This window comes from Koromonas soli, assembly GCF_059726265.1.
The window spans coordinates 228,429-249,940 of record NZ_AP040872.1; the positions used below are offsets into that span (position 1 = coordinate 228,429).

The following is a 21,512-nucleotide window of genomic DNA, read 5'->3' on the forward strand; positions in this document are numbered from 1 at the left end:
TCAGAGCGACTGATTGGCGCAGCGTAGCCCCGGTGCCCCACCTCTGCCCTCCTTTGGCAGAGGTGGGTGTTTCGCAGAGGTGGGTATCTCAAGGTGGCCTGGGCGGGGTGCCGCAACTTCGACCCGCGTTTTCCGCGGCCAAAATGGGAGACCAAGACGCCTCTGGTTACCTCAAGCATTGCATTCGCCCCGGCATCGTGGAACTTAAGCTTCAAATCGGCGTAAAGTGCTGACTGACTTCGGCAGAGGGACTCAACCGCGACTGTGCCGGTTCGCGCCGTCGATCTTTCCCAGACCTCAGTGGAAATCGCGAGGGAGAGAACAACTCATATGCCGCTATCGGGAAAGACAATACTGCGTGTCGCGCTAGGTGCGTTGGCTGCATTGATGGTGCCGCTCGTCGCATCGCAGCTCGTCGAAGACTGGAACTGGCCCGCGCGAGCTTTCGTCTTCGTGTATGTCCTGTTCTTCGTTACGGGGATGGCGTATGCGGTGATCGCGAGCGAGATGGACGCGTGGTCCTACAAGGTGGGCGTTGCGGTGGCGCTGTTTGCGGGGTTCGGTTTGGCTTGGTCCAACATGGTTCATGTCGCTGATTCCGGAAATCCGGCGAACCTGTGGTACTACAGCGTGCTCGCCGTAGGAGCACTTGGCGCCTTTCTGGCGCGGCTGAGGGCGCGAGGCCTTTCCTGCACCTTGTTAGCCATGGCCGCGACGATGGCGCTGATTGCCCTGATCCTGCCTTCCGGTGCTCCTCCCGACTTGGCGCGAAATATGGCCATCGGGCATGGTGGATTAGTGGCTTTGTTCGCTGCTTCGGCTCTACTGTTCCGGCACGCGAGTTTGTCACAAATGAAGTAAGACCGGCGTCGATCCCTTCGCCCTTAGCAACAAGCGTCTCCTCCAACTCACGCCTAAGTACAGTACTTGAGGCTAAATCGCAATCCTCCTAAGTCATTCCACCGCTACGTTTGTACCCGGAAAATCAGTAGTGTGACGTAGTCGCGATTAACTTCGGCAAAACTGGCCAATTCCTGAGGATTCGAATACCCCTCTACCGGTATTGCTCTGTACTCGCCCGCAGATTCGGATTTCCGCGTTCTGGATCGCGATTTGAGGTATTGCAGCGCAGAGTTGACGTTCATGAGAAGCAAGGAAAACGTTAAGCACCGGATGATCCGCGAGGTGATCCAGACCAACCTCGAAAATCCGGCCGCCAAGCTGCGCCGCAAGCGCCTGCGCTGGCAAATCCTTCGCTGGGCGCCACCCATTACCGTCACTGCCGTGCTCGCCGTTTCCTCTTTCGTCGTTCTCAGGAGCAAGGTACCGCCCAGCCGTCCCGTCAGCCCGAATACGGCCAGGGTCCCACTCTCCACCGAGCGCCGTGTCGTTGCTCAACAAACTGCCGAACCGTCCATTTCCGAGCAGTCCATCCCTCAGACGCCTCCAGCCGATGTGACCTTGTCTGTCCTGCCGCTTGCCGTCAAACGCATCGTCATCGACCCCGGCCACGGCGGAGACCAGCCCGGAGCGAGGTCCCGAACGGGCTTGGCCGAGAAGGATGTCACATTAGACATCGCGCTCCGCCTGCGTCAACTCATGAAGCAGTCTTCCTACGAAGTCCTTCTGACCCGGGACACTGACCAAACCGTCACGCTGGCCGATCGCGTCACCTACGCCAACTCGAAGAAGGCCGATCTATTCGTTTCCATCCATATCAACTGGATGCAACCGCGCTCCATCCGCCCGCTCGAAACCTACTACGTCGGTCCCAGCAAGGACCCCCACGTCGTACAGCTTGCGGGCATCGAAAATCGCGACTCGGGATACTCCTTATCGCAATATCGCCAGCTTTTGGAGAAGGTCTATCTCGACGTCCGGCGCAACGAATCTCAGGCGCTTGCCAAAAGCATAGACGCCGAGCTTTATAACTCCCTCAAGACACTCAACCCCAAGCTGGATGACCGCGGAGTCAAGATGGCCCCCTTCGCGGTTTTGGTCGGCACGCAAATGCCTGCCGTACTGGCCGAGGTCTCATCTCTGTCCAACGATGAAGACGACAAGTTACTGAAGGACGACCAATACAAGGAAAAGATCGCAGTTGCACTTTTCAAGGCAATCAACAGTTATGCAAACACCCTTAACAACTCCGGAAAGCGAGGCGGTACCCCCAATGGCACAACATGAAGAGACAATCTGTGTAGGAATTGACTTGGGAACTTCAAGGAGTTCCATTTCGGCCTCCAACGGCGAGCGCCATGTCGTGGACAGCTATGTCGGCTGGCCCCTGGACATGGTCGCCCGAAAAATCATGAAGAAGGAAGTTCTGATCGGCCGCGAGGCGCTCGAAAAGCGTTCTATGCTCGACCTGCGTCGCCCACTGGAGAACGGCGTAATCAAAGATGTCTCCGAACGGGACGCAAACGCCGTCCGTGAACTGTTGCGCCACCTGGTCTCCCTGCTCGGCGCGAAAAACAACGGCACAACCTACAAACTGCGTGCCGTCGTGGGCGTCCCTGCTGAGGCGATGCAGGCGAGCCGCTTGCGCATTCGCAGCGCGATGGATGGCATCGCCGACACCGTCATGCTGGTCTCCGAGCCCTTCGCCGTCGCCTACGGCACCGAAGCCCTCATGCATGCCATGGTCATCGACATCGGTGCCGGAACTGCCGACATCTGCGTCATGCAAGGCCGCTATCCTACTGAAGACGATCAGCGAACCCTTCCTAACGCCGGTGATTCCATCGATCAGCGGCTCCTGAAGGCATTGCAGGAACACCATCCTCAAGCGCAGTTTTCCATTCATACCGTGCGCTCCTGGAAGGAGAAGTTCAGCTTTGTCGGTGAGCCAAAGCGCCGCGTCGTGGTAACAACATCAGCAGAAGGCAAGCCGGTCGAGATCGACATCACCGACGACATGCGCGCCGCCTGTGAATCGATCGTCGCACCTATCGCCGAAACCGTCCGCGAACTGCTCGCGCGAGTCGAGCCCGAATACCAGCAGCGCGTGCTCGACAACATCACTCTCGCCGGAGGTACCTCGTTGATCGATGGCCTGTCTGAGGCGTTGAAGAGCGCTCTCTCGGAACTCGGCAAGGCGAAAATCACCTTAGTTCAAGATCCGGTGTTCGCAGGCTCTGACGGCGGACTCGCCATTGCCCGCGACGCCTCCGATGCTGATTGGGAGAAGTTGTCGCTCTAGAACTGCTATGTCCGCAGGTGCCTGTAGATTCTCGAAAACAGGTGCCCCACATTCAACGCGTCTTGAAACATCACAGGTGCCCCACCTCTGCCTTCCTTTGGCAGAGGTGGCTGTGTTGCTCTTGCCTTTGTCATTGCCGGTGCAGTTGTTTTCGGCCTCAAATTTCCCGCACAAAACAACAAAGCCCACCGCAAACGGTGGGCTTTGTTGTTTTGTTTAAAGGATTTCTGGAGCCGACGATCGGACTTGAACCGATGACCTGTCGATTACGAATCGACTGCTCTACCAGCTGAGCTACGTCGGCATCTCCTCACCTATAGTAACGGCAGCTTCCCACTCTCGTAAAGAGCCTCCGGAGCACGATTTCGCCGTCCACCCTGTGAATAAACGTGGATAAACGAACCTTCTCTCGGCTCCGCGAATCCAAATCCAACCTGGAGCCGTTTTGCCTCGCCTCGCCAGAGCTGGCTGGTTCCAACCGAGACCTTTCAGCATCTAAAGAACCGTGCAGCCGGTTGTCGCGGACGTGTGTAGTTCGCCGCACCGGAAACCATGGAGCTAGTCGAGACGTCTCATCGGGTCGTATTCGTCCTAAGCCCGCAAGCATTTCCAGTCCACGGTTTCCCGAACCGCCTGCGGTACCAAGGCTTTCGATCACCATGTTCTCGCGCGAGAGCAACTATGCGAGCGCGAACTGCCAAGCGGCAGCAGCAATCAGAAGAGGCTTATGAGTTCAACGACAAGTGTTGACACAATTCGGGACCTGGCGCAGCGGGAGTACAAGTGGGGTTTCGTCTCCGACGTCGAGTCCGAAAGCGTCCCCAAGGGCATCAACGAAGACACTGTTCGCCTGATTTCGGCCAAGAAGAAAGAGCCCGAATTCATGCTAGAGTGGCGCCTCAAAGCTTACCGCTATTGGGCATCGCTTGAGGCGGCGCAGGCCGAGCCCAAGTGGGCGAACATCAAGTACGATCCCATCGACTACCAGAACATCGTGTACTACTCCGCTCCCAAGCAGAAGCCGCAGCTTGAGAGCATCAACCAGCTTGACCCCGAGCTCTTGCGCACCTATCAGAAACTCGGCATCCCGCTCGAAGAGCAGAAGCGGATGAACAACGTTGCCGTCGATGCCGTCTTCGACAGCGTTTCCGTCGTCACGACCTTCAAGGAAAAGCTGCGCGAAGCCGGAGTCATCTTCTGCTCCTTCTCCGAAGCTGTGCAGCAGCACCCCGAGCTGGTCAAAAAGTATCTCGGCTCCGTCGTCCCCTATACCGACAACTTCTTTGCCGCCCTCAACGCCGCTGTCTTCTCCGACGGTTCGTTCGTTTACATCCCCAAGGGCGTTCATTGCCCCATGGAGCTTTCGACCTACTTCCGCATCAACGCCGCCGAGACAGGACAGTTCGAGCGCACTCTCATCGTCGCCGATGACGGTGCCTACGTCAGTTATCTCGAAGGCTGCACCGCCCCCATTCGCGACGAGAACCAGTTGCACGCCGCTGTCGTCGAACTCGTGGCTCTCGACGATGCGCAGATCAAGTACTCCACCGTGCAGAACTGGTATCCCGGCGACAAGGAAGGCCGTGGCGGTATCTACAACTTCGTCACCAAGCGAGGCAAGTGTCAGGGCGTCAATTCCAAGATTTCCTGGACGCAGGTCGAGACCGGCTCCGCCATCACCTGGAAATATCCGAGCTGCATTCTTCGCGGCGACAATTCGGTCGGCGAGTTTTACTCCGTGGCCTTGACCAACAATCATCAGCAAGCCGACACCGGCACCAAGATGATTCACATTGGCAAGAACACCAAGAGCACCATCGTCACCAAGGGCATCTCCGCCGGCTTCGGTCAGAACACCTATCGCGGACAAGTAAAGATCATGAAAGGTGCCGAGGGCGCGCGCAACTACACTCAGTGCGACTCGCTGCTCATCGGCGACAAGTGCGGCGCGCACACCTTCCCCTACATCGAGGTTCGCAACTCCACCGCTCGCATGGAGCACGAAGCATCGACCTCGAAGATCGGTGAAGACCAGATGTTCTATCTGCGTCAGCGCGGCATCACCGCCGAAGACGCTATATCGATGATTGTGAATGGATTCTGTAAGCGCGTATTTAAGGAACTCCCCATGGAGTTCGCCGTCGAAGCCCAGAAGCTTCTCAGCGTCAGCCTCGAAGGCAGTGTCGGCTAATTGGTGGCCCAGAGTTGGAGTTGTTCCAACTCTGGGATGTACGTTCATCGCGGAACCTGCGGGTGCCCCACGTTCGCCCTCTTTGGCTAACGTGAAAAACGAAACCACAGCCGAAAGCCTCACTGAGGCAGGAGAGAAACATAAGAATGACACCATTGCTCGAAGTCAAAGATTTGCACGTCAGCGTCGATAATCACGAAATATTGAAGGGTATCAATCTAACGATCAACCCTGGCGAAGTGCACTCCATCATGGGCCCCAACGGCTCTGGCAAGAGCACGCTTGCCCAGGTGCTCTCCCGACGCGATGCCTACGAGGTCACCTCCGGCGAAGTCCTTCTCAACGGCAAAGACCTCCTCGCCATGAAACCAGAGGAAGCTGCATGGGAAGGCGTCTTCATGGCTTTCCAATACCCGGTTGAGATTCCCGGCATCAGCAATGCTTACTTCCTGCGCTCTGCCGTCAACGCCGTGCGCAAGGCTCGTGGCCAGCAGGAAATGTCAGCCATGGAATTCATCCCCATGTTCCGCGAGAAACTCGCTCTGCTCGAGATGGACGACCGCCTCATGAACCGCTCCGTCAACGAAGGCTTCTCCGGCGGCGAAAAGAAGCGCAACGAAATTCTCCAGATGGCCGTTCTCGATCCGCGTCTTGCGATTCTCGATGAGACCGACTCCGGACTCGACATCGATGCTCTGCGCATCGTTGCCAAGGGCGTGAATGCCATGCGCGGTGGCGAGCGCTCCATGATCGTCGTCACGCACTATCAGCGCCTGCTCAACTACATCGTCCCCGATTTCGTTCACGTCCTCATGGATGGAAGAATCGTTCGTTCCGGTGGCAAGGAACTCGCGCTCGAACTGGAAGAGACCGGTTACAGCTCGATTGAGCCCAGCCACTCGGCGGCCTAGCGAAACGCCTATGGCTACATCAGTCATGGAATCGCTGTAGAAAGGATCGACTTGAGCACAGCAATACAGACGCCACACAAATACCTCGCCGCCTTCAGCGAGTTTGAAAACCGCACCGCTGCGCACGACCCCGCCTGGTTGCGCGAGTTGCGTCGCGAGGCTTTCGCGCGCTTCAGTGAGAAGGGTTTTCCCACCACCCACGATGAAGACTGGCGCTTTACCGACGTTTCTCCCATCAGCCATTCCGAATTTGAACTAGCTGGTCCCGTTGACTCTCACGTCGGCGCCGAGATCAACGTCTCCCCGCATGCCTGGCGCGTTCCCGGAGCCGGATGCCAACTCGTCTTCGTCAACGGACACTTCGCGCCCGAACTGTCTTTACTGCACGCGACCACACGCGGAGTCACCGTGCTGGGTCTTGCCAGCGCCCTGCATAGCAAGGATGCCGCGCTCGTTGAGCAGCACCTCGGTCAGTATCTCAACCAGGAGCGCGACAGCTTCTCCGCCCTCAACACTGCCTTCGGCGCCGACGGAGCTTTTGTCCATGTCACGCGCGGCGTTGTTGTCGAAGCGCCAATCACCTTGCTCTTCATCTCCACCCGCCAGACCCCGGGTGTAATGAATCATCCCCGCAATCTCATCCTGCTGGATGAAGACAGTCAGGCCACGGTGGTTGAGGAGTACGTTTCTGTGGGCACCGGCACCGCGTTCTGTAACTCTGTCACAGAGGTCGTCGCCGAAGACAACGCCGTGCTCTCGCATTACCGCATCGAGCGCGAGCAGGCTGGCACCTATAACGTTTCGACCCTGCGATTGCAGCAGGGACGCAGTGCCAACATCGACTCACACTCCGTGCTGCTCGGCGGAGCGCTCGTGCGCAACAACGTACATCCTGTGCTTGCCGGAGAAGGCGGCGAGTGCCTCATCAACGGACTCTTCCTCGGCACCGCGACGCAGCATCTCGACAACTACATGCTCGTCGAGCACGCCAAGCCTCACTGTGCGAGCCGTCAGTTCTACAACGGCATCCTCGATGACCGCGCGCACGGCGTCTTCCACGGACGCATCATCGTGCACAAGGATGCGCAGAAGACCGACGCCAAGCAGACCAATCGCAACCTCCTGCTCTCCGACGATGCGCAGATCGATACAAAGCCGCAGCTTGAAATCTACGCGGACGACGTCAAGTGCACCCACGGCGCCACCATCGGTCAGATCGACGAGGAAGCGCTCTTCTACCTGCGTTCCCGCGGCATTGCCGAAACCACCGCGCGCAACCTGCTCCTGCTGGCCTTTGCCGGCGAGTGCCTTGAGCGCATGAAGGAAGGTCCCGCGCGCACGCACGTCCAGGATCTGGTCAACAAATATGTCGAGGGCATGACGAATCGCCGGAAGCCCGTGCTCGTGAAGTAGTTTTTATGTCAACTGAACCAATCAAACTCGCACGCGACACCGAAGTCGTCGAAATTCCCAGCGGCGCGCGCCGCGTGCTTCCCTCCGGAATGTCCGTCCGTGTCACGCAATCACTCGGCGATAGCTACACCGTCGAGGCTGGCTTCGGACAGCTCTTCCGTGTCGATGGCCAGGATGCCGACGCCCTCGGCATCACGCCAACTCAGCGCGCCGAAGACGCCCACGTCGAGTTCAACGAGAAAGCCGTCTGGGGAACCCTGCGCACCATCTTCGATCCCGAGATTCCGGTCAACATCGCCGATCTCGGATTGATCTACGCCTGCGACATCACTCCGCTCGGCGACGATCAACATCGAGTCGATATCAAGATGACGCTCACCGCGCCCGGTTGCGGTATGGCTGACGTGATCAAAGCAGATGTGGAACGCAAGCTCGCTGCATTGCGCGGCGCCAAGGAAGTGAAAGTAGAAGTTGTGTTTGACCCCCCGTGGGAGCCCAGCCGCATGTCCGAAGCCGCCAAACTCCAACTCGGCTTCGATCTCGACTACTCTCCTCCACCCTCGCTCCCCATCGTCGATCGACGTCACTAACTCCTTTGAAGATCACACTACGGGTGCCCCACCCTTGACTCGCACGCGAGTTTAGGGTGGGGTAGTTGTCTTTGTTTTTGTTTTCAGGTGTCATCCTGAGCGCAGCGAAGGACCCCTATCCACCATCACTGTCCGCTGTTACACCCCTGCGCCACGTGCTTAAAGCTCACTACCGAGAATGACGGTTGTGCCCCTGTCGCCTGTGCATTCGAACTCTGATCAGAAGACGACGAGCTCATCGATCCCGCCTGCTGTCCCGTCGAGGTGGAGGCTGAGGAACTTGACGCCACGGTTCCCGTTACTGCAATCGTGTGTCCCACGTGTTCCTGCAGCCCTGCGGTATTTCCCGACAGATGCACGCTCGCCGAGCGATCCGTCAGCGTGTAGTTGCCGTCCGATCCTGAGAGGCACCCTTGGATCGTCTTCGTGTCAGAGCTCGTCTGGGTTGTCGTGGTAGTGGTGCTTTGGCTTGTGGTGGAACTCGGTTGATTCTGGGCAAAGGTCCACACGGCTGAGAGCAGCAGAACTGAGCTGAGCAAAACTGTTCGCTTCATAGTCATTCTCCTGTATTAGCGGCGCAGTAATGAAAGTGGCGCCAAAGGAGAACGGGGTTGCACCGATGCCTTCGAATATCGGTGCAATCCCTGAGCGTGAGATTGTGATTCGGAGATCTACTTCAGATTGTTCGCCGTCGTGCTCTGGATCTGCCTCAGTGCGGCCACCCGTACCATGTTCACCATGCCCATCAGCCCCAGTGACTTCCCCATCGAGAGCTCTCGCCCGAAGATTCGGTAGATCACGTCCGCCGGAATCGTGGCAATCTCCTCCAGCGGAGTCCCATTCACGGTCTCGTCCAGAATAGCCGCCAGGGCCATCGCAGAAATCCCCTGCGGGTTCTCCACCGCGAAGTAGAACTGCATGGTGTCATTCTTTGCGCCGGGCTGCGCCCACACATATGCTTCGGACTCGCATCCTGGCACGCGATTCTCCTGCGGAAACGGCCTCTGCGCGACGCTCGCCGGTACAGGTTTGAATTGCCCTGCGATGTCGATCAGCATCTGAATGCGATCCTGCCGGTCAAGACTTTCAAGAGTTGAAACGAGTCTCTCCAACTTATCAGGCCGCAGCTTCATCCCTTGCCTCGGCAGTCGGATTTTCCACCGGAACACCTACCAGGTTGCCCCACTCCGTCCAGCTTCCATCGTAGTTGCGCACCTTGTTGAAGCCTAGCAGATAAGTGAGCACAAACCACGTGTGGCTGCTGCGTTCACCAATGCGGCAATACGCGATCACGTCATCATCGGGACGAAGCTTGTTATCTTCCACGTACAGCTTGCGCAGCTCAGTCGAGTCCTTAAACGTGCCATCGTCGGTGTTCACCGCACGCGCCCACGGAATATTCAGCGCCCCCGGAATATGTCCGCCGCGCAACGCGCCTTCATTCGGATACTCCGGCATATGCAGTCGCTCTCCGCGAAATTCCTCCGGGCTGCGCACATCGACCATCGGCAGATGCTTCTTCAAATGTTCCAGCGTGTCATCGCGGAATGCACGAATCCGGTGGTCATCCCTCTCCGGAGCCGTGTAGTTGCTGCTTGCGTACTTCGGAACTTCGCGCGTCACCGGACGGCCTTCCTTGATCCATTTCAAGCGCCCGCCGTCCATCACTTTCGCGTTCGTGTGCCCAAACAGTTGCAGTACCCAGAAGGCATACGTAGCCCACCAGTTGTTCTTGTCGCCATACAGCACGATTGTCGTGTCCCGCGTCACGCCCATACGGCGCATCAGCTTTTCAAATGCGGAACGGCCAAGGTAATCGCGGCGGACCGGGTCGTTCAGGTCGCGAGTCCAGTCGATTTCCACTGCGCCCGGGATATGGTCGGAGGCATACAGAAGCGGATCCTCATTGGATTCAGCCAGACGAATGTTGGGATCTTTCAGATGTTGCTCAACCCATTCAGTGGAGACCAATACATCGGCCTTGGTGTATCCGCGCGCTTCAATGTCTTTGCTCATGCCAAACCTCAGAACCGAGTTGAATCCGGTTAAGGTTTGGATGCTCTTACAGCGCGGCAGGAAGCAAGCAGCACGGCAGAAGTTCAGATTCTGCACCAATTTGCAACAACTCTTGCTCTTGTCTTCGCTCTTGCTCTTGCCTTTGTTCTTGTTCTTGTTCTTGCTATTGCTTGCCTTTGCTCTTGCCGTTGCCTTCGTCTTTGTTTTTAAGTGTCATCCTGAGCGAAGCGAAGGACCCCAGCACTGCTTGCATTACCACTGCCGGCCCAGGTCACCTACCACCGAACCGTGTCGTAACCCACCACCCGCAACGTTACTTCGCCACACCTCTTGCCTTGGTCTTCCGCTTTGGCGCGTCCAGGTTCTCCGGCTCAAATACGCATCGGTGCTTCGGATCCGCCGCCATCGTCCGGCATACGTTCATAAAGGCCAGCCCCGCGTGCGACAGCGTTGCCCCCTTGCGGGTTACCAGACGCAACGTGCGCTCCAACCGCAGTTCATTCACCGACACTGCCACCAGCTCACCGCGCTGTAACTCGCCTTCCACGCTCATTCTCGGCACCAGGGCCACGCCGTTCCCCATGCGTACAAATTCCTTCACGCTCGACAGCGTCGGCAGCTCCACATCCATATGCAGCGTCGTCCGCGTTCTCTTGAAAGCGTCGATCACCTTTACCCGCAACGGAGAGGGCACATTGTGAGCCACAAACGACTCCGCGCCCAGATCGTGAATGCTCACCTTCTCCGCATGCGCCAGCGAATGCCCCGGATACACCACAAACACCAGCTCATCACGATAGAAAATCGTCGAGCTCAGCTGCTCATCCTCCGGCTTAAACGAGAGCACGCCAAACTCCACCTGATGCATCAGCACATGCCTTGGAACATCCGAGGCCAGCGTGCGTTGTACCTGGATTTTGATCGACGGATGCATGCGGTGGAACATGTGCAGCGCCGGAAGCAGACACAGCGAGGTGAACTCATTGGCCGCCACCGTCAGTTTGCCTTCGTGCAAGCTGCGCAGCTCTGAGATGGCGTCTCGCGCACGTTCTCTCAGGTTCAGCAATTCCTCGGCATATTCCAGCAGGACTTTTCCTGCCGCCGTCAGAGTGCCGTCGCGCGATGAGCGCTCAAAAACCTTCTCGCCGATTTGTTCCTCGAGCTTTCCAATCGTCTGACTCACGGCAGACTGCGTTCTGTGCAGGCGCAGCGCAGCTCTGGAAAAGCTGCATTCCTGGGCGACAGCAACAAAGGCTTCCAGCTGATAGAGATCCATATCGATAAGCCATCCGCGACGTGAGATTAGTTGTGCTTATTAAATCACACTGTCTTATGAGGGTGGAAAGAAAAGTAGTTTGACTAATGACATCCTGTGTCAGAAGGTTAGATATGGATCCTGACGTAGTTCCCCCAACCGATCAAATCCTTATCTTTGACACAACACTGAGAGACGGAGAGCAATCTCCCGGCTGCAGCATGAACACGGACGAAAAGCTCACCGTGGCTCATCAGCTTGCCCGCCTTGGCGTGGACATCATCGAGAGCGGTTTTCCGGTCGCCTCCCGGGGTGATTTCGAAGCCGTCCAGCGCATCGCCCGCGAAGTCGAGGGGCCGCGCATCGCCGCCCTTGCCCGCTGTAATCGCAATGACATCGAGGTCGCAGCCCAGGCCCTTAATGACGCGGCGCTTTCCCGTATTCACACCTTCCTCGCCACCAGTGACATTCATCTCGCCTTCAAGCTCAAGATGTCCCGCGACGAAGCCCTGCGCACCGCGCGTGAATGCGTCGCTCATGCACGCGAGCTTTGTGAGGACATTGAGTTTTCGCCCGAAGACGCCACCCGTTCCGATCCCGATTTCATGTGCGAGGTGCTTCAGGCCGCCGTCGATTCCGGCGCAACAACCCTGAACATCCCTGACACGGTCGGCTACACCATGCCCGAGGAGTATGGCCGCCTCATCCGCAAGATTCGCGCCACCGTCACTGGCAACTACACCATCTCCTGCCATTGCCATAATGATCTCGGCATGGCCGTGGCCAACTCCCTTGCTGCGGTTGCCGCGGGAGCGCGCCAGGTCGAGTGCACCATCAACGGCATCGGCGAGCGCGCCGGAAACGCCGCCCTCGAAGAGATCGTCATGGCCCTGCACGTCCGCGCTGACGTTCACCCCGTCGCCTGCGGAGTGGATCGCACCCAGCTTTATCCGGCCAGCCAGCTTCTTTCGAGCACCCTTGGCTTTGCCGTGCAGCCCAACAAGGCTATCGTTGGCCGCAACGCCTTTGCCCACGAAGCAGGCATCCACCAGCACGGCGTACTCAGCAACCCGCTTTGCTACGAGATCATGACCCCCGAGTCCGTGGGCATGCCTCCCGACCGTCTTGTCCTCGGCAAGCATTCGGGACGCCACGCCCTCATGCACCGTTTCAAGGAACTTGGCCTTGAGGTCTCTCCCGCCGAGCTCGATGGCCTTTATGCGAAGTTCACTCATCTGGCCGATCGCAAGAAAAAGGTTTACGATCAGGACTTAATCTCGATGGTGTTAACCCATCAGCACCCCGTGAGCCAGTCACGGGATCGAATGGCGGCACAACAACAATGAAACTGAATATTGCAGTTCTTCCCGGCGATGGAGTCGGCCCCGAGGTCACATCCGAAGCTGTTCGCGTCCTCCGTGCGGTTTCCGACTTCTGTGGATACGAGTTCAAGTTTGAGGAAGCTCCCATCGGCGGCGGAGCGGCGGTCGAGTTCGGCTCGCCCTTCCCGCAGCAGACAAAAGAGCGCTGCCTTGCAGCCAACGCCGTACTGCTCGGTGCCGTAGGAGGCCCACAGTTCAACTCGCTTCCCAACGAGCGTCGTCCTGAGGCTGGTCTCCTTGCTCTGCGCCAGGAGCTTGGCTGCTTTGCCAACCTGCGTCCTGCGGTTGCCATCGAGTCCATCTCTGACTGCTCGCCCCTTCGCGCCGACCGTATCAAGGGCGCCAACCTCATGATCGTTCGCGAACTGCTCGGGGGCCTCTATTTTGGAGAGCCTCGCGCGCTCGACGCCGCTGCCCATAGCGCATACAACACCATGCGTTACAGCGAGCAGGAAATCGAACGCGTCGCCCGCATCGCCTTCAGACTGGCCGAGGGACGCAGCAAGAAGCTGGTTTCCGTCGATAAGGCCAACGTCCTCGAGTGCTCTCGCCTCTGGCGTCAGGTCGTTACTCGTGTTGCCAGCGAGTTCCCAGAGGTCACTCTCGAGCATGCTCTGGTTGATTCTTTCGCCATGAACGTCATCACCGCGCCCACGCGCTACGACGTCGTGCTCACCGAGAACCTCTTCGGCGACATTCTTTCCGACGAGACCGCCGTCATTGCCGGATCGCTCGGCCTGCTTCCCTCGGCCAGCATTGGAGGCAAGGTCGATCTCTACGAACCCATCCACGGTTCCGCCCCTGACATTGCGGGCAAGGGAGTTGCGAACCCAATCGGCGCCATCGCTTCGGCCGCCATGCTTCTTCGCCACACGGCCAAGTTGCACGCCGAGGCCGATTGCATCGAGTTCGCAATCGAGCAGGTGCTCAAGTCCGGCATGAGAACCGCCGACCTGCTGCCGCGTGTTACAAACGCTCCCAACGTCAGCACCGGAGGTCGCAGCGTCGTCAGCGGAAACTCCGCCGCCAGCACCACCGATATTGGAAAGCGCATCGCCGAAGCCACCGTCGAGGCGCTGAATTCGCGCATGGCATACTTTGCCGTCTAAGGAATCTGAGTTGAGTACGCAACCCGCATCACCCAAGAGTTTGTTCGACAAGTTGTGGGCCTCGCACGTCGTCTGGCACGAAGAACCGCAGCCCGCGCTTCTTTACATCGACCTGCATCTTGTCCACGAAGTCACCTCTCCGCAGGCATTTGAAGGGCTCCGCCTCGCCGGACGCAAGGTGCGCCGCACCGATCTGACCTTCGGAACCGTGGACCACAACGTGCCCACGACGAAGAACGAGCGCTTCAACATTCTTGATCCCATCGCCGCGCAGCAGATCAACACCCTGCGCCAGAACTGCGCCGACTTCGGCATCACGCTTGCCGATGTAGGCTCAGCCGAGCAGGGAATCGTTCACGTCATCGGCCCCGAACTTGGCCTCACGCTTCCTGGCAAGACCATCGTCTGCGGAGACAGCCATACAAGCACCCACGGAGCATTCGGCGCGCTCGCCTTCGGCATCGGCACCAGCGAAGTCGAGCACGTGCTCGCTACCCAGACCCTCCAGCAGAAGCGTCCTAAATCGATGCTTGTGAATGTAAAGGGTGCGTTGCCTCCCGGCGTCACCGCCAAGGATCTCGCTCTCGGCATCATTCATCAGATCGGCACCGACGGTGGCACCGGATACGCCATCGAGTACGCTGGCGAAGCCATCCGCGCGCTATCCATGGAAGGCCGCATGACGCTCTGCAACATGAGCATCGAGAGCGGCGCGCGCGCCGGAATGGTCGCCCCCGACGAAACCACCTTCGCCTACGTCAAGGGCCGCAAGTACGCTCCCTCTGGTGAGCGCTGGGAACGAGCCGTCGCCTACTGGCGCACCCTGCCCACCGATCCCGGAGCAAAGTTTGACCGCGTCGTTGACTTCGATGCCTCCACTCTTCAGCCCTGGGTCACCTGGGGCACCTCGCCCGGAATGTCCGTCCCCGTCGGCGGCACCGCACCGCGCCCCGAAGATGGCAAGAGCGAAATCGAGAAGACCGCCATCACTCGTGCCCTCGAATACATGGGCATCAAGCCCGGCGAGCCTTTGACCGCGCTCTCCATCGATCGCGTCTTCGTAGGTTCCTGCACTAACGGACGTCTCGATGACCTCCGCGCTGCCGCCAAGGTTCTCAAGGGCCACAAAGTGAGCCCCAACGTGCTGATGATGGTCGTTCCCGGCTCCGAGCAGGTCAAGAAACTTGCCGAGCAGGAAGGCCTCGACCGCATCTTCCGCGAAGCCGGAGCCGAGTGGCGCGAGCCCGGATGCTCCATGTGCCTCGGCATGAACCCCGACACCCTGCAACCCGGCCAGCGTTGCGCCTCCACCAGCAATCGCAACTTCGAAGGCCGCCAGGGTCGCGGCGGACGAACGCATCTCGTATCGCCCGCCATGGCCGCCGCCGCTGCCGTCACCGGACACTTCACCGACATTCGCGACTGGGATTTCAAGGACTAGGTTTCAAGGAGTAGCAACGATGCAGCCAATGCGCATCCATCGCGGCCAGGTCATTCCACTCGACCGCGCCAACATCGACACCGATCAAATCATTCCGAAGCAGTTCCTCAAGCGCATCGAGCGCACTGGCTACGGCCCTTTCCTGTTTAACGACTGGCGTTACGAGCAGGATGGCCGGCCGCGCCCCGACTTCATCCTCAATCAGGAACCCTACAGCCACGGCTCTATTCTTCTCGCCGGAAAGAACTTTGGTTGCGGCTCCTCCCGCGAACACGCCGCTTGGGCGCTCTCGAATTTCGGCATCCTTGTCGTCATCGCCCCATCGTTTGCCGACATCTTCCATTCCAACGCCGCCAACAACGGCCTGCTCACCGTCGCCCTTCCCGAAGACGCCATGGCCGAACTCTTCGCCCGCGCCTCCGCCAAACCCCACTACGAACTGACCGTCAACGTCGAAACACTCACTGTCTCCGACGACACTGGCTGGACCCGCACCTTCCCCTTGGACTCCTTCCGCCAGCACTGTCTCCTCAACGGCCTAGACCAGATCGGCCTGACCGAACAAAAATCCCAATACATCCGCGACTACGAATCCCGCCCCACCCCCTTCTAGCCGTCCCCTAACTTCCGCTTTCCGGTGCCCCACCTCTGCCTTCCTTTGGCAGAGGTGGGTGTTTTGCCCTTGCCTTTGCCCTTGCTCTTGCTCTGTTCTTGCTTGCTCTTGCTCTTGCCCTTGCTCTTGCTCTTGCTCTTGCCGTTGCTTTTGTTCTTGCTCTTGCCCTTGCCTTTGTTTTTGTTTTTGTTTTTGTTCTAAAGCTGTCATCCTGAGCGTAGCGAGGGATCTCTACCGCCCTCCCCATCTCCTCCACCTCCCCAGGTCACCTACTGAAACCCCCAAAAAATACGGCCTGCGATATTCCGCAGGCCGTGACTCATAGTGCAAGTATGAGCCGCAGGGATCAGGAGATTCCTCGCACAGTTCTACTCACCAAAATTCGTTTCGCTCTTCAGCTCAATCTTCTCTGCTGAGCTTCCCACCAGGATGTCGAACTTCCCTGGTGCCACGGTCCACGCCTTCGAGTTCACGTCGTAGTAGGAGAAAGCTCTCCGGTCCAGTTCCACCGTGACCGTCTTGCTCTCGCCCGCCTTCAGTTCGGTCCGCGCGAAGCCTTTCAGCTCCTTCACCGGGCGTTCGACCTTTGCGTGTCCATCGCCCACGTAGATTTGCGCCACTTCCGCGCCATCACGTTTGCCTGTGTTCGTCAGCTTGAAGCTCACCGCCACGCGATCCTTGCCCAGCGCTGCCACTTTCAGGTCGTCGTATTTGAAAGTGGTGTACGACAGCCCATATCCGAAGGGGAACAGCGGCTTCGTCTTCGATTTGTCGTAGTGCCGATATCCCAGGAAGATGCCTTCCTTGTACGCCACTCTCTGGCTGTGATCCTTGTCGTAATAGCTGTCGTGCACGGGATTGTCTTCCCAGCGGCGTTCAAACGATGCCGGCAGCTTGCCCGACGGATTCACCTTTCCGGCAATGACCTCTGCCGCCGCGGTTCCGCCTTCCTGTCCCGCATACCAACCATGCAGAATTGCCGAAGCCTTCTCGACGAACGGCGTCATATCCACATTTCCGCCCGCGTTCAGCACGACGATGACGTGCTTGTTCACGGCCATCACGCGCTCGATCAACTCGCGCTGTTCCGCGCTCAGTTCAAAGGCGCGATCCGAGCCTTCGCCTTCGCTCGTCTTGTTAAAGCCCACGCTCAGGATGACCGCATCCGCTGCCTTTGCCGAGGCTACTGCCTTCTCCAGCGCGGCCTTCCCATTCGAGGCGATTCCGAAGCCGATCTTCGCCGAGCCATCTCCCTCGAAGTACTCCACCCGAATCTTGTAATGGTGTCCGGCCGCGAGTTGCAGATCCTTCTTCTTCAACGTTTCGCCCTGGTAGTACCACTGCTCGATCACCGCCTTGTCATCCACAAACAACCGGAAACCGTCATCGCCCTGAATCTCGAACGTGTACGTCCCTGTCGTTTTCGGCGTGAAATACGCGTTCCATTGGGCCGAGAAGTTATCCAACGGCTGTCCCGCCGCATAGCTTCCTTCGCCCCAGTCAAAGGCGATCTTCGCATCCGTGCGCGTTACCACAGGTTCGCCGCTCATCTGCGAGTTATTGAAATACTTGCCCGTGGCGCCCGGCTTCGTCCCCTCCGGATCCACCGTCAGGGGCGTCTGCGCAAAGATCTCGTCCACCAGCTCCAGCCCCGATGCGTAGGTGACCTTCGCCTGCTTGCCCATCACCTCGCGCACGCCATCGACCAGGCTCACGGCCTTAAACGGAGTTACCAGCGAGCTTCCGCCTCCGCCCGTCACCGCCGGATTTGCGTTCGGTCCAATCACCGCGACCGTCTTGTACTTGTTGAATTGCAGCGGCAGGATGCCGTCATTCTTCAGTAGCACGACCGATTCTTCAGCCGCCTTCAGCATCACCGGCTTCGCTTCGCCGTTGTCGAGTGCAATCGAGCTATCTTTTTGCGCGTGTTCAAAGAATCCAAATGCCAGTGCCGTGCGTAGAATTCTCAGAACCTTCTCGTCGATCGTCGCCTGCGTAATCTTCCCGCTCGCCAGCGCTTCGGTCAGCAGCTTCTTGTTCATGTATTTGGCGCCGGGCATTTCCAGATCCATGCCACTGGTCGCCGCCGCCAGCCCATCCGTCACGGCGTTCCAGTCGCTCATCACGATTCCCTGGAACCCCCACTGCTTGCGCAGCACATCCGTGTTCAGGTAAGGGTTTTCGGTTGCGTGCTGGCCGTTCACCAGGTTGTAGGAGTCCATAATCGCTCCCACATGTGCCTCTTTCACCGAGGCTTCAAATGCGGGCAAATAAATCTCATGCATCGTGCGCTCGTCGATATCCGAGCTGACGCGATACCGCTGCCACTCCTGGTTGTTGCCCATGTAGTGCTTGGCCGTCGCCACCACGCCCTGGCTCTGGATGCCTTCAATTTCTGCCACTGCCATCCGCGATGCCAGGAAGGGGTCTTCGCCGAAGTATTCGAAATTCCTGCCGCACATCGGAGCGCGATAGATATTCATCCCCGGTCCCAGCAGGAAGTGGACTCCCCTTGCGCGCGAGTCCTTGCCCATCATCGTGCCAATCTGTTTTCCCAGCGCCGGGTCCCAGGTCGCGGCCATCGCGATTCCTGAGGGATAGGCGTTCGCGTGTCCATCATTGCGCAGCCCCAGTGGGCCGTCGCTCATCTTCAGCTCTGGAACCCCCAGTCGCGGGATCGCCCGGATGTAGAAATCGTTGAGACCGCCGATGTAGTCCAGTTTCTCGTCCAGCGTCATTTGCGACAGAATCTTCTGTGCGCGCTGCTCGACCTCGGGCGAGGCCGGAAATCCGCTCTGCGCAAGAGCCGTGGTGCCGAGGACGAATGCCAGGGCAAGTACGGCCAGAATCACTGTTCGGTAGTTACGTTTCATCATTCTTATAATTCCCCTGCCTATGCTGTCCTCTGTACCGGACATGACTGTCTTTTAGGGCGTGGCCCGTCATTGAAAACTTATCCTGTGGGTGCTTGGAAGTCTCTGGAAGGACCCAAAAGCTTTGCTGAGGGTTTCCTGATGAACCCTTGGCGGTTCCTTAACTCTATGTTTTCCCAGCTGAATATCCGGGTATAATGGCGTGCATACAAATGTTTCCGAGAGGGTCCGCGTGTGAAGGGCGATTTCCACATCGCTGACTGGGAGGTTCAGCCACAGCTGAACTGCATACGTCGTGGGGACCAGTTGCTCCATCTGGAACCCAAGGTCATGCAGGTTCTGGTGTACCTCGCAGCTCACGCCAACGAAGTGCTGTCCAAAGACCGCCTCATGAGCGCAGTCTGGCCCGACACTTTCGTTGGCGATGACGTGTTGACCCGCAGCATCAGCGAAATCCGTCGCGCCTTTTCCGACGATGCCCGCGCCCCCCGAGTCATTCAGACCATCCCTAAGGGCGGCTATCGTCTCATCGCTCCCGTGGATATCCCCGCGCCGGTCACCGCTTCGGCGGGCGACTCCAGCGTTGCTGCCTCGGGAAGTGCAGCCCCCTCCGCGCCGGTTTCCGCGCACGCAAGCGCGCATCCCGAACAGGCGCAGCCAGCCGACGCACCCGTGCAGGTCACAGCGGTGCCGCCGCAACCCGTAGCCGTATCTGCCGCGCCCACCCCTTCCAGGTTCCCGGCTACCGCAAAATTGTTGGCCGGAGTTCTGTTCGCGGTCCTGCTGGCAGGTGGCATCGGATGGCATTACCTTCTGACTCGCCCTACCGCGCGCTCATCCAGTGCCATGCGTACCGTTCCCTTCACTTCCTATCCCGGACTGCAGATCCAGCCCGCATTCTCTCCTGATGGGAATCAGCTCGCGTTTGTCTGGAATGGCAGTGGCCGCGACAATCTCGACGTTTACGTCAAGGTGGTTGGAGCGGAAACCCCGCTGCGCCTTACCACCAGCACCGTCGCTGAGCTCAGCCCTGTCTGGTCTCCCGACGGACGCTACATAGCGTTCATGCGCTCCTCGGATTCCGATCAGGGCCTATATCTCATCCCGGCTCTAGGCGGAAGCGAGCGCAAGCTCTACACTCCCACGGGCAAGATCGAGTGGGAGCGCGGATCGCTCTCCTGGTCGCCTGACGGCAAGCAACTGGTCTTTCCGGATGGCAAGTCTGCCAGCTCGCCTTCGCAGATTTATGTTTTGTCGCTCGACACTCAGCAGGCGCAGCGAATCTCCACGCCTCCCGACCACTGGGACGGCGACACCAAGCCGGTCTTCTCGCCTGACGGAAAACACATTGCGTTCCTCCGCGCCATTGAGGCTTCCATTCGCGATATCTACGTAATGGATCGCGATGGCGCCGACGTGCGCCGAATCACCTTCGATAACCGTTCCGTTCAAGGGCTCACATGGGATGCGGAAGGCGAATCCATCATCTTCTCGTCCGACCGCGGAGGTCGTCCCGCGCTATGGCGCGTAGGTCTTGAAAAGGGTGCGACTCCGCAGCGTATTGAGGTTGGCAGCGAGGACGCGACCGACCCCGCCATCGATCGCAAAGGGCACCGCCTCGCCTACTCGCAAAGCAAGTTCAACTGGAGCATCCTGCGCGTTAACCTCCGCTCGCCCAAAGCCGGAGCGAAGTGGACTCCGCTGCTCTCCAGCACCTTGCAGGATTCCTCGCCGCACTACTCGCCAGACGGCAGCCGCATCGCATTCCAGTCCTGGCGCTCCGGCACGCAGGAAATCTGGATCTGCAACGGCGATGGAACTTCTCCTGTAAAGCTGACGAGTTTCGATGGGCCGCTCACCGGCAGCCCGAGCTGGTCTCCCGACGGATCGCACATCACCTTCGACGCACGCCCGGATGGGCACAGCCATATCTTCTACATGACCACCGAAGGCTCATTGCCCAAGCCCATCACCTCGGGCGACAGCAATGACATCGTTCCCAGCTGGTCACAGGATGGCAAGTGGATTTACTTCGGCTCCAATCGCAGCGGCTCGTGGCAGATTTGGAAGGTTGCGGCCGGCGGCGGTGAGCCGCAACAGGTCACAAAGGATGGCGGCTTCATTGCCAATGAAGCTCCCAATGGGCGCTGGCTTTATTACACCAAGACCGATCTTGCCGGACTCTGGCGGATGCCCGTCAATGGCGGCACTGAGGAGAAGGTGCTCGACTCGCCACGTCTCAAATACTGGGGTTACTGGAGTCTGACCTCTGACGGCGTTTACTACTTCGAGGGAAGCGGCATCTCGTTCAAGAACCTGGCCACCGGAGCCACAACGCGGATCGTGCAATTCGATCACATTCCCCCGCCATTCGCTGGCATCACCATCTCTCCAGACGGAGCCTCACTCCTGTTCACCGATATCACCGAGGCTTCCAGCAACATCACCATGGTCGAGAACTTCAAATAGTTTTCGCACTCCCCCAGCGCACCGCGATTCCCCTCTCACCCGCCCAC

Annotated in this window: 17 protein-coding genes and 1 tRNA gene; 12 read left to right on the forward strand and 6 right to left on the reverse strand. The window is 58.7% G+C overall.

Translation table 11 applies throughout. The features are described from left to right. Nucleotides 1–330: 330 nt before the first annotated feature. The 3 genes from AC6IY8_RS00975 (at nt 331) to AC6IY8_RS00985 (ending at nt 3,202) form a co-directional block, all read left to right on the forward strand. Nucleotides 331–861: a hypothetical protein gene (locus AC6IY8_RS00975; RefSeq protein WP_497776748.1), complete on the forward strand. Its 531-nt coding sequence runs from the start codon at nt 331–333 to the stop codon at nt 859–861. Between the two features lie 282 nt (nt 862–1,143). Further along, nucleotides 1,144–2,187, forward strand: a complete 1,044-nt coding sequence (locus AC6IY8_RS00980) for an N-acetylmuramoyl-L-alanine amidase family protein (protein ID WP_497776749.1) — start codon at nt 1,144–1,146, stop codon at nt 2,185–2,187. After that, on the forward strand, nt 2,174–3,202 hold the full coding sequence (locus AC6IY8_RS00985) for a rod shape-determining protein (RefSeq protein WP_497776750.1): 1,029 nt from the start codon (nt 2,174–2,176) through the stop codon (nt 3,200–3,202). The genes AC6IY8_RS00980 and AC6IY8_RS00985 overlap by 14 nt, the downstream gene beginning before the upstream one ends. Nucleotides 3,203–3,430: 228 nt before the next feature. Here the strand turns inward: AC6IY8_RS00985 and AC6IY8_RS00990 are convergent. After that, nucleotides 3,431–3,506, reverse strand: a tRNA-Thr gene (locus AC6IY8_RS00990). Nucleotides 3,507–3,929: 423 nt separating this feature from the next. Here AC6IY8_RS00990 and sufB point away from each other — a divergent pair. From sufB to sufT, 4 genes are all read left to right on the forward strand, one after another. Continuing rightward, nucleotides 3,930–5,393 (forward strand): Fe-S cluster assembly protein SufB, encoded by a 1,464-nt coding sequence (gene sufB / locus AC6IY8_RS00995; protein WP_497776751.1) that lies wholly within the window; start codon nt 3,930–3,932, stop codon nt 5,391–5,393. 146 nt (nt 5,394–5,539) lie between these two features. Next, complete coding sequence (gene sufC, locus AC6IY8_RS01000) at nt 5,540–6,304, forward strand: Fe-S cluster assembly ATPase SufC (RefSeq protein WP_497776753.1); 765 nt, start codon at nt 5,540–5,542, stop codon at nt 6,302–6,304. A 51-nt stretch (nt 6,305–6,355) separates the two neighbouring features. Further along, entirely contained in the window at nt 6,356–7,717 is a 1,362-nt protein-coding gene (gene sufD, locus AC6IY8_RS01005; RefSeq protein ID WP_497776754.1) for a Fe-S cluster assembly protein SufD, read from the forward strand. A 5-nt stretch (nt 7,718–7,722) separates the two neighbouring features. Further along, nucleotides 7,723–8,307 (forward strand): putative Fe-S cluster assembly protein SufT, encoded by a 585-nt coding sequence (gene sufT / locus AC6IY8_RS01010; protein WP_497776755.1) that lies wholly within the window; start codon nt 7,723–7,725, stop codon nt 8,305–8,307. Between the two features lie 125 nt (nt 8,308–8,432). Here the strand turns inward: sufT and AC6IY8_RS01015 are convergent, their stop codons facing one another. The 4 genes from AC6IY8_RS01015 to AC6IY8_RS01030 all read right to left on the reverse strand — a co-directional run bounded on the left by AC6IY8_RS01015 (nt 8,433) and on the right by AC6IY8_RS01030 (nt 11,599). After that, nucleotides 8,433–8,861, reverse strand: coding sequence for a hypothetical protein (locus AC6IY8_RS01015; RefSeq protein WP_497776757.1), 429 nt, complete (start codon nt 8,859–8,861; stop codon nt 8,433–8,435). A 117-nt stretch (nt 8,862–8,978) separates the two neighbouring features. Then, nucleotides 8,979–9,440, reverse strand: a complete 462-nt coding sequence (locus AC6IY8_RS01020) for a SufE family protein (protein WP_497776758.1) — start codon at nt 9,438–9,440, stop codon at nt 8,979–8,981. After that, nucleotides 9,424–10,323 carry a sulfurtransferase gene (locus AC6IY8_RS01025; protein WP_497776759.1) on the reverse strand — a complete coding sequence of 300 codons (900 nt, stop codon included), beginning with the start codon at nt 10,321–10,323 and terminating at the stop codon, nt 9,424–9,426. The genes AC6IY8_RS01020 and AC6IY8_RS01025 overlap by 17 nt, the downstream gene beginning before the upstream one ends. Before the next feature lie 313 nt (nt 10,324–10,636). After that, complete coding sequence (locus AC6IY8_RS01030) at nt 10,637–11,599, reverse strand: LysR family transcriptional regulator (RefSeq protein WP_497776760.1); 963 nt, start codon at nt 11,597–11,599, stop codon at nt 10,637–10,639. 113 nt (nt 11,600–11,712) lie between these two features. Here AC6IY8_RS01030 and AC6IY8_RS01035 point away from each other — a divergent pair, with 113 nt between their 5' ends. Genes AC6IY8_RS01035 through leuD form a run of 4 tightly spaced genes read left to right on the forward strand, consistent with a single transcriptional unit; the run spans nt 11,713 to nt 16,123 of the window. Next, complete coding sequence (locus AC6IY8_RS01035; RefSeq protein ID WP_497776762.1) at nt 11,713–12,924, forward strand: 2-isopropylmalate synthase; 1,212 nt, start codon at nt 11,713–11,715, stop codon at nt 12,922–12,924. Then, on the forward strand, nt 12,921–14,069 hold the full coding sequence (gene leuB / locus AC6IY8_RS01040; RefSeq protein WP_497776763.1) for a 3-isopropylmalate dehydrogenase: 1,149 nt from the start codon (nt 12,921–12,923) through the stop codon (nt 14,067–14,069). The genes AC6IY8_RS01035 and leuB overlap by 4 nt, the downstream gene beginning before the upstream one ends. Before the next feature lie 10 nt (nt 14,070–14,079). Then, nucleotides 14,080–15,510: a 3-isopropylmalate dehydratase large subunit gene (gene leuC, locus AC6IY8_RS01045; protein WP_497776764.1), complete on the forward strand. Its 1,431-nt coding sequence runs from the start codon at nt 14,080–14,082 to the stop codon at nt 15,508–15,510. A 19-nt stretch (nt 15,511–15,529) separates the two neighbouring features. After that, a complete protein-coding gene (gene leuD / locus AC6IY8_RS01050) occupies nt 15,530–16,123 on the forward strand; it encodes a 3-isopropylmalate dehydratase small subunit (RefSeq protein ID WP_497776766.1) in 594 nt (197 codons plus the stop codon). 368 nt (nt 16,124–16,491) lie between these two features. Here the strand turns inward: leuD and AC6IY8_RS01055 are convergent, their stop codons facing one another. After that, complete coding sequence (locus AC6IY8_RS01055) at nt 16,492–18,999, reverse strand: glycoside hydrolase family 3 C-terminal domain-containing protein (RefSeq protein WP_497776767.1); 2,508 nt, start codon at nt 18,997–18,999, stop codon at nt 16,492–16,494. A gap of 231 nt (nt 19,000–19,230) precedes the next feature. On the opposite strand from AC6IY8_RS01055, the gene AC6IY8_RS01060 reads away from it, so the two are divergent. Continuing rightward, nucleotides 19,231–21,465 (forward strand): DPP IV N-terminal domain-containing protein, encoded by a 2,235-nt coding sequence (locus tag AC6IY8_RS01060; protein ID WP_497776768.1) that lies wholly within the window; start codon nt 19,231–19,233, stop codon nt 21,463–21,465. The last annotated feature ends 47 nt before the right edge of the window (nt 21,466–21,512 follow it).

What these genes read in the sequence shown, in the direction of transcription:
- AC6IY8_RS00975 (WP_497776748.1), top strand. Translation starts at nt 331, where the DNA reads ATGCCGCTATCGGGAAAGACAATACTGCGTGTCGCGCTAGGTGCGTTG.
- AC6IY8_RS00980 (WP_497776749.1), top strand. Translation starts at nt 1,144, where the DNA reads ATGAGAAGCAAGGAAAACGTTAAGCACCGGATGATCCGCGAGGTGATC.
- AC6IY8_RS00985 (WP_497776750.1), top strand. Translation starts at nt 2,174, where the DNA reads ATGGCACAACATGAAGAGACAATCTGTGTAGGAATTGACTTGGGAACT.
- sufB (WP_497776751.1), top strand. Translation starts at nt 3,930, where the DNA reads ATGAGTTCAACGACAAGTGTTGACACAATTCGGGACCTGGCGCAGCGG.
- sufC (WP_497776753.1), top strand. Translation starts at nt 5,540, where the DNA reads ATGACACCATTGCTCGAAGTCAAAGATTTGCACGTCAGCGTCGATAAT.
- sufT (WP_497776755.1), top strand. Translation starts at nt 7,723, where the DNA reads ATGTCAACTGAACCAATCAAACTCGCACGCGACACCGAAGTCGTCGAA.
- AC6IY8_RS01015 (WP_497776757.1), bottom strand. Translation starts at nt 8,861, where the DNA reads ATGAAGCGAACAGTTTTGCTCAGCTCAGTTCTGCTGCTCTCAGCCGTG.
- AC6IY8_RS01020 (WP_497776758.1), bottom strand. Translation starts at nt 9,440, where the DNA reads ATGAAGCTGCGGCCTGATAAGTTGGAGAGACTCGTTTCAACTCTTGAA.
- AC6IY8_RS01025 (WP_497776759.1), bottom strand. Translation starts at nt 10,323, where the DNA reads ATGAGCAAAGACATTGAAGCGCGCGGATACACCAAGGCCGATGTATTG.
- AC6IY8_RS01030 (WP_497776760.1), bottom strand. Translation starts at nt 11,599, where the DNA reads ATGGATCTCTATCAGCTGGAAGCCTTTGTTGCTGTCGCCCAGGAATGC.
- AC6IY8_RS01035 (WP_497776762.1), top strand. Translation starts at nt 11,713, where the DNA reads ATGGATCCTGACGTAGTTCCCCCAACCGATCAAATCCTTATCTTTGAC.
- leuB (WP_497776763.1), top strand. Translation starts at nt 12,921, where the DNA reads ATGAAACTGAATATTGCAGTTCTTCCCGGCGATGGAGTCGGCCCCGAG.
- leuD (WP_497776766.1), top strand. Translation starts at nt 15,530, where the DNA reads ATGCAGCCAATGCGCATCCATCGCGGCCAGGTCATTCCACTCGACCGC.
- AC6IY8_RS01055 (WP_497776767.1), bottom strand. Translation starts at nt 18,999, where the DNA reads ATGATGAAACGTAACTACCGAACAGTGATTCTGGCCGTACTTGCCCTG.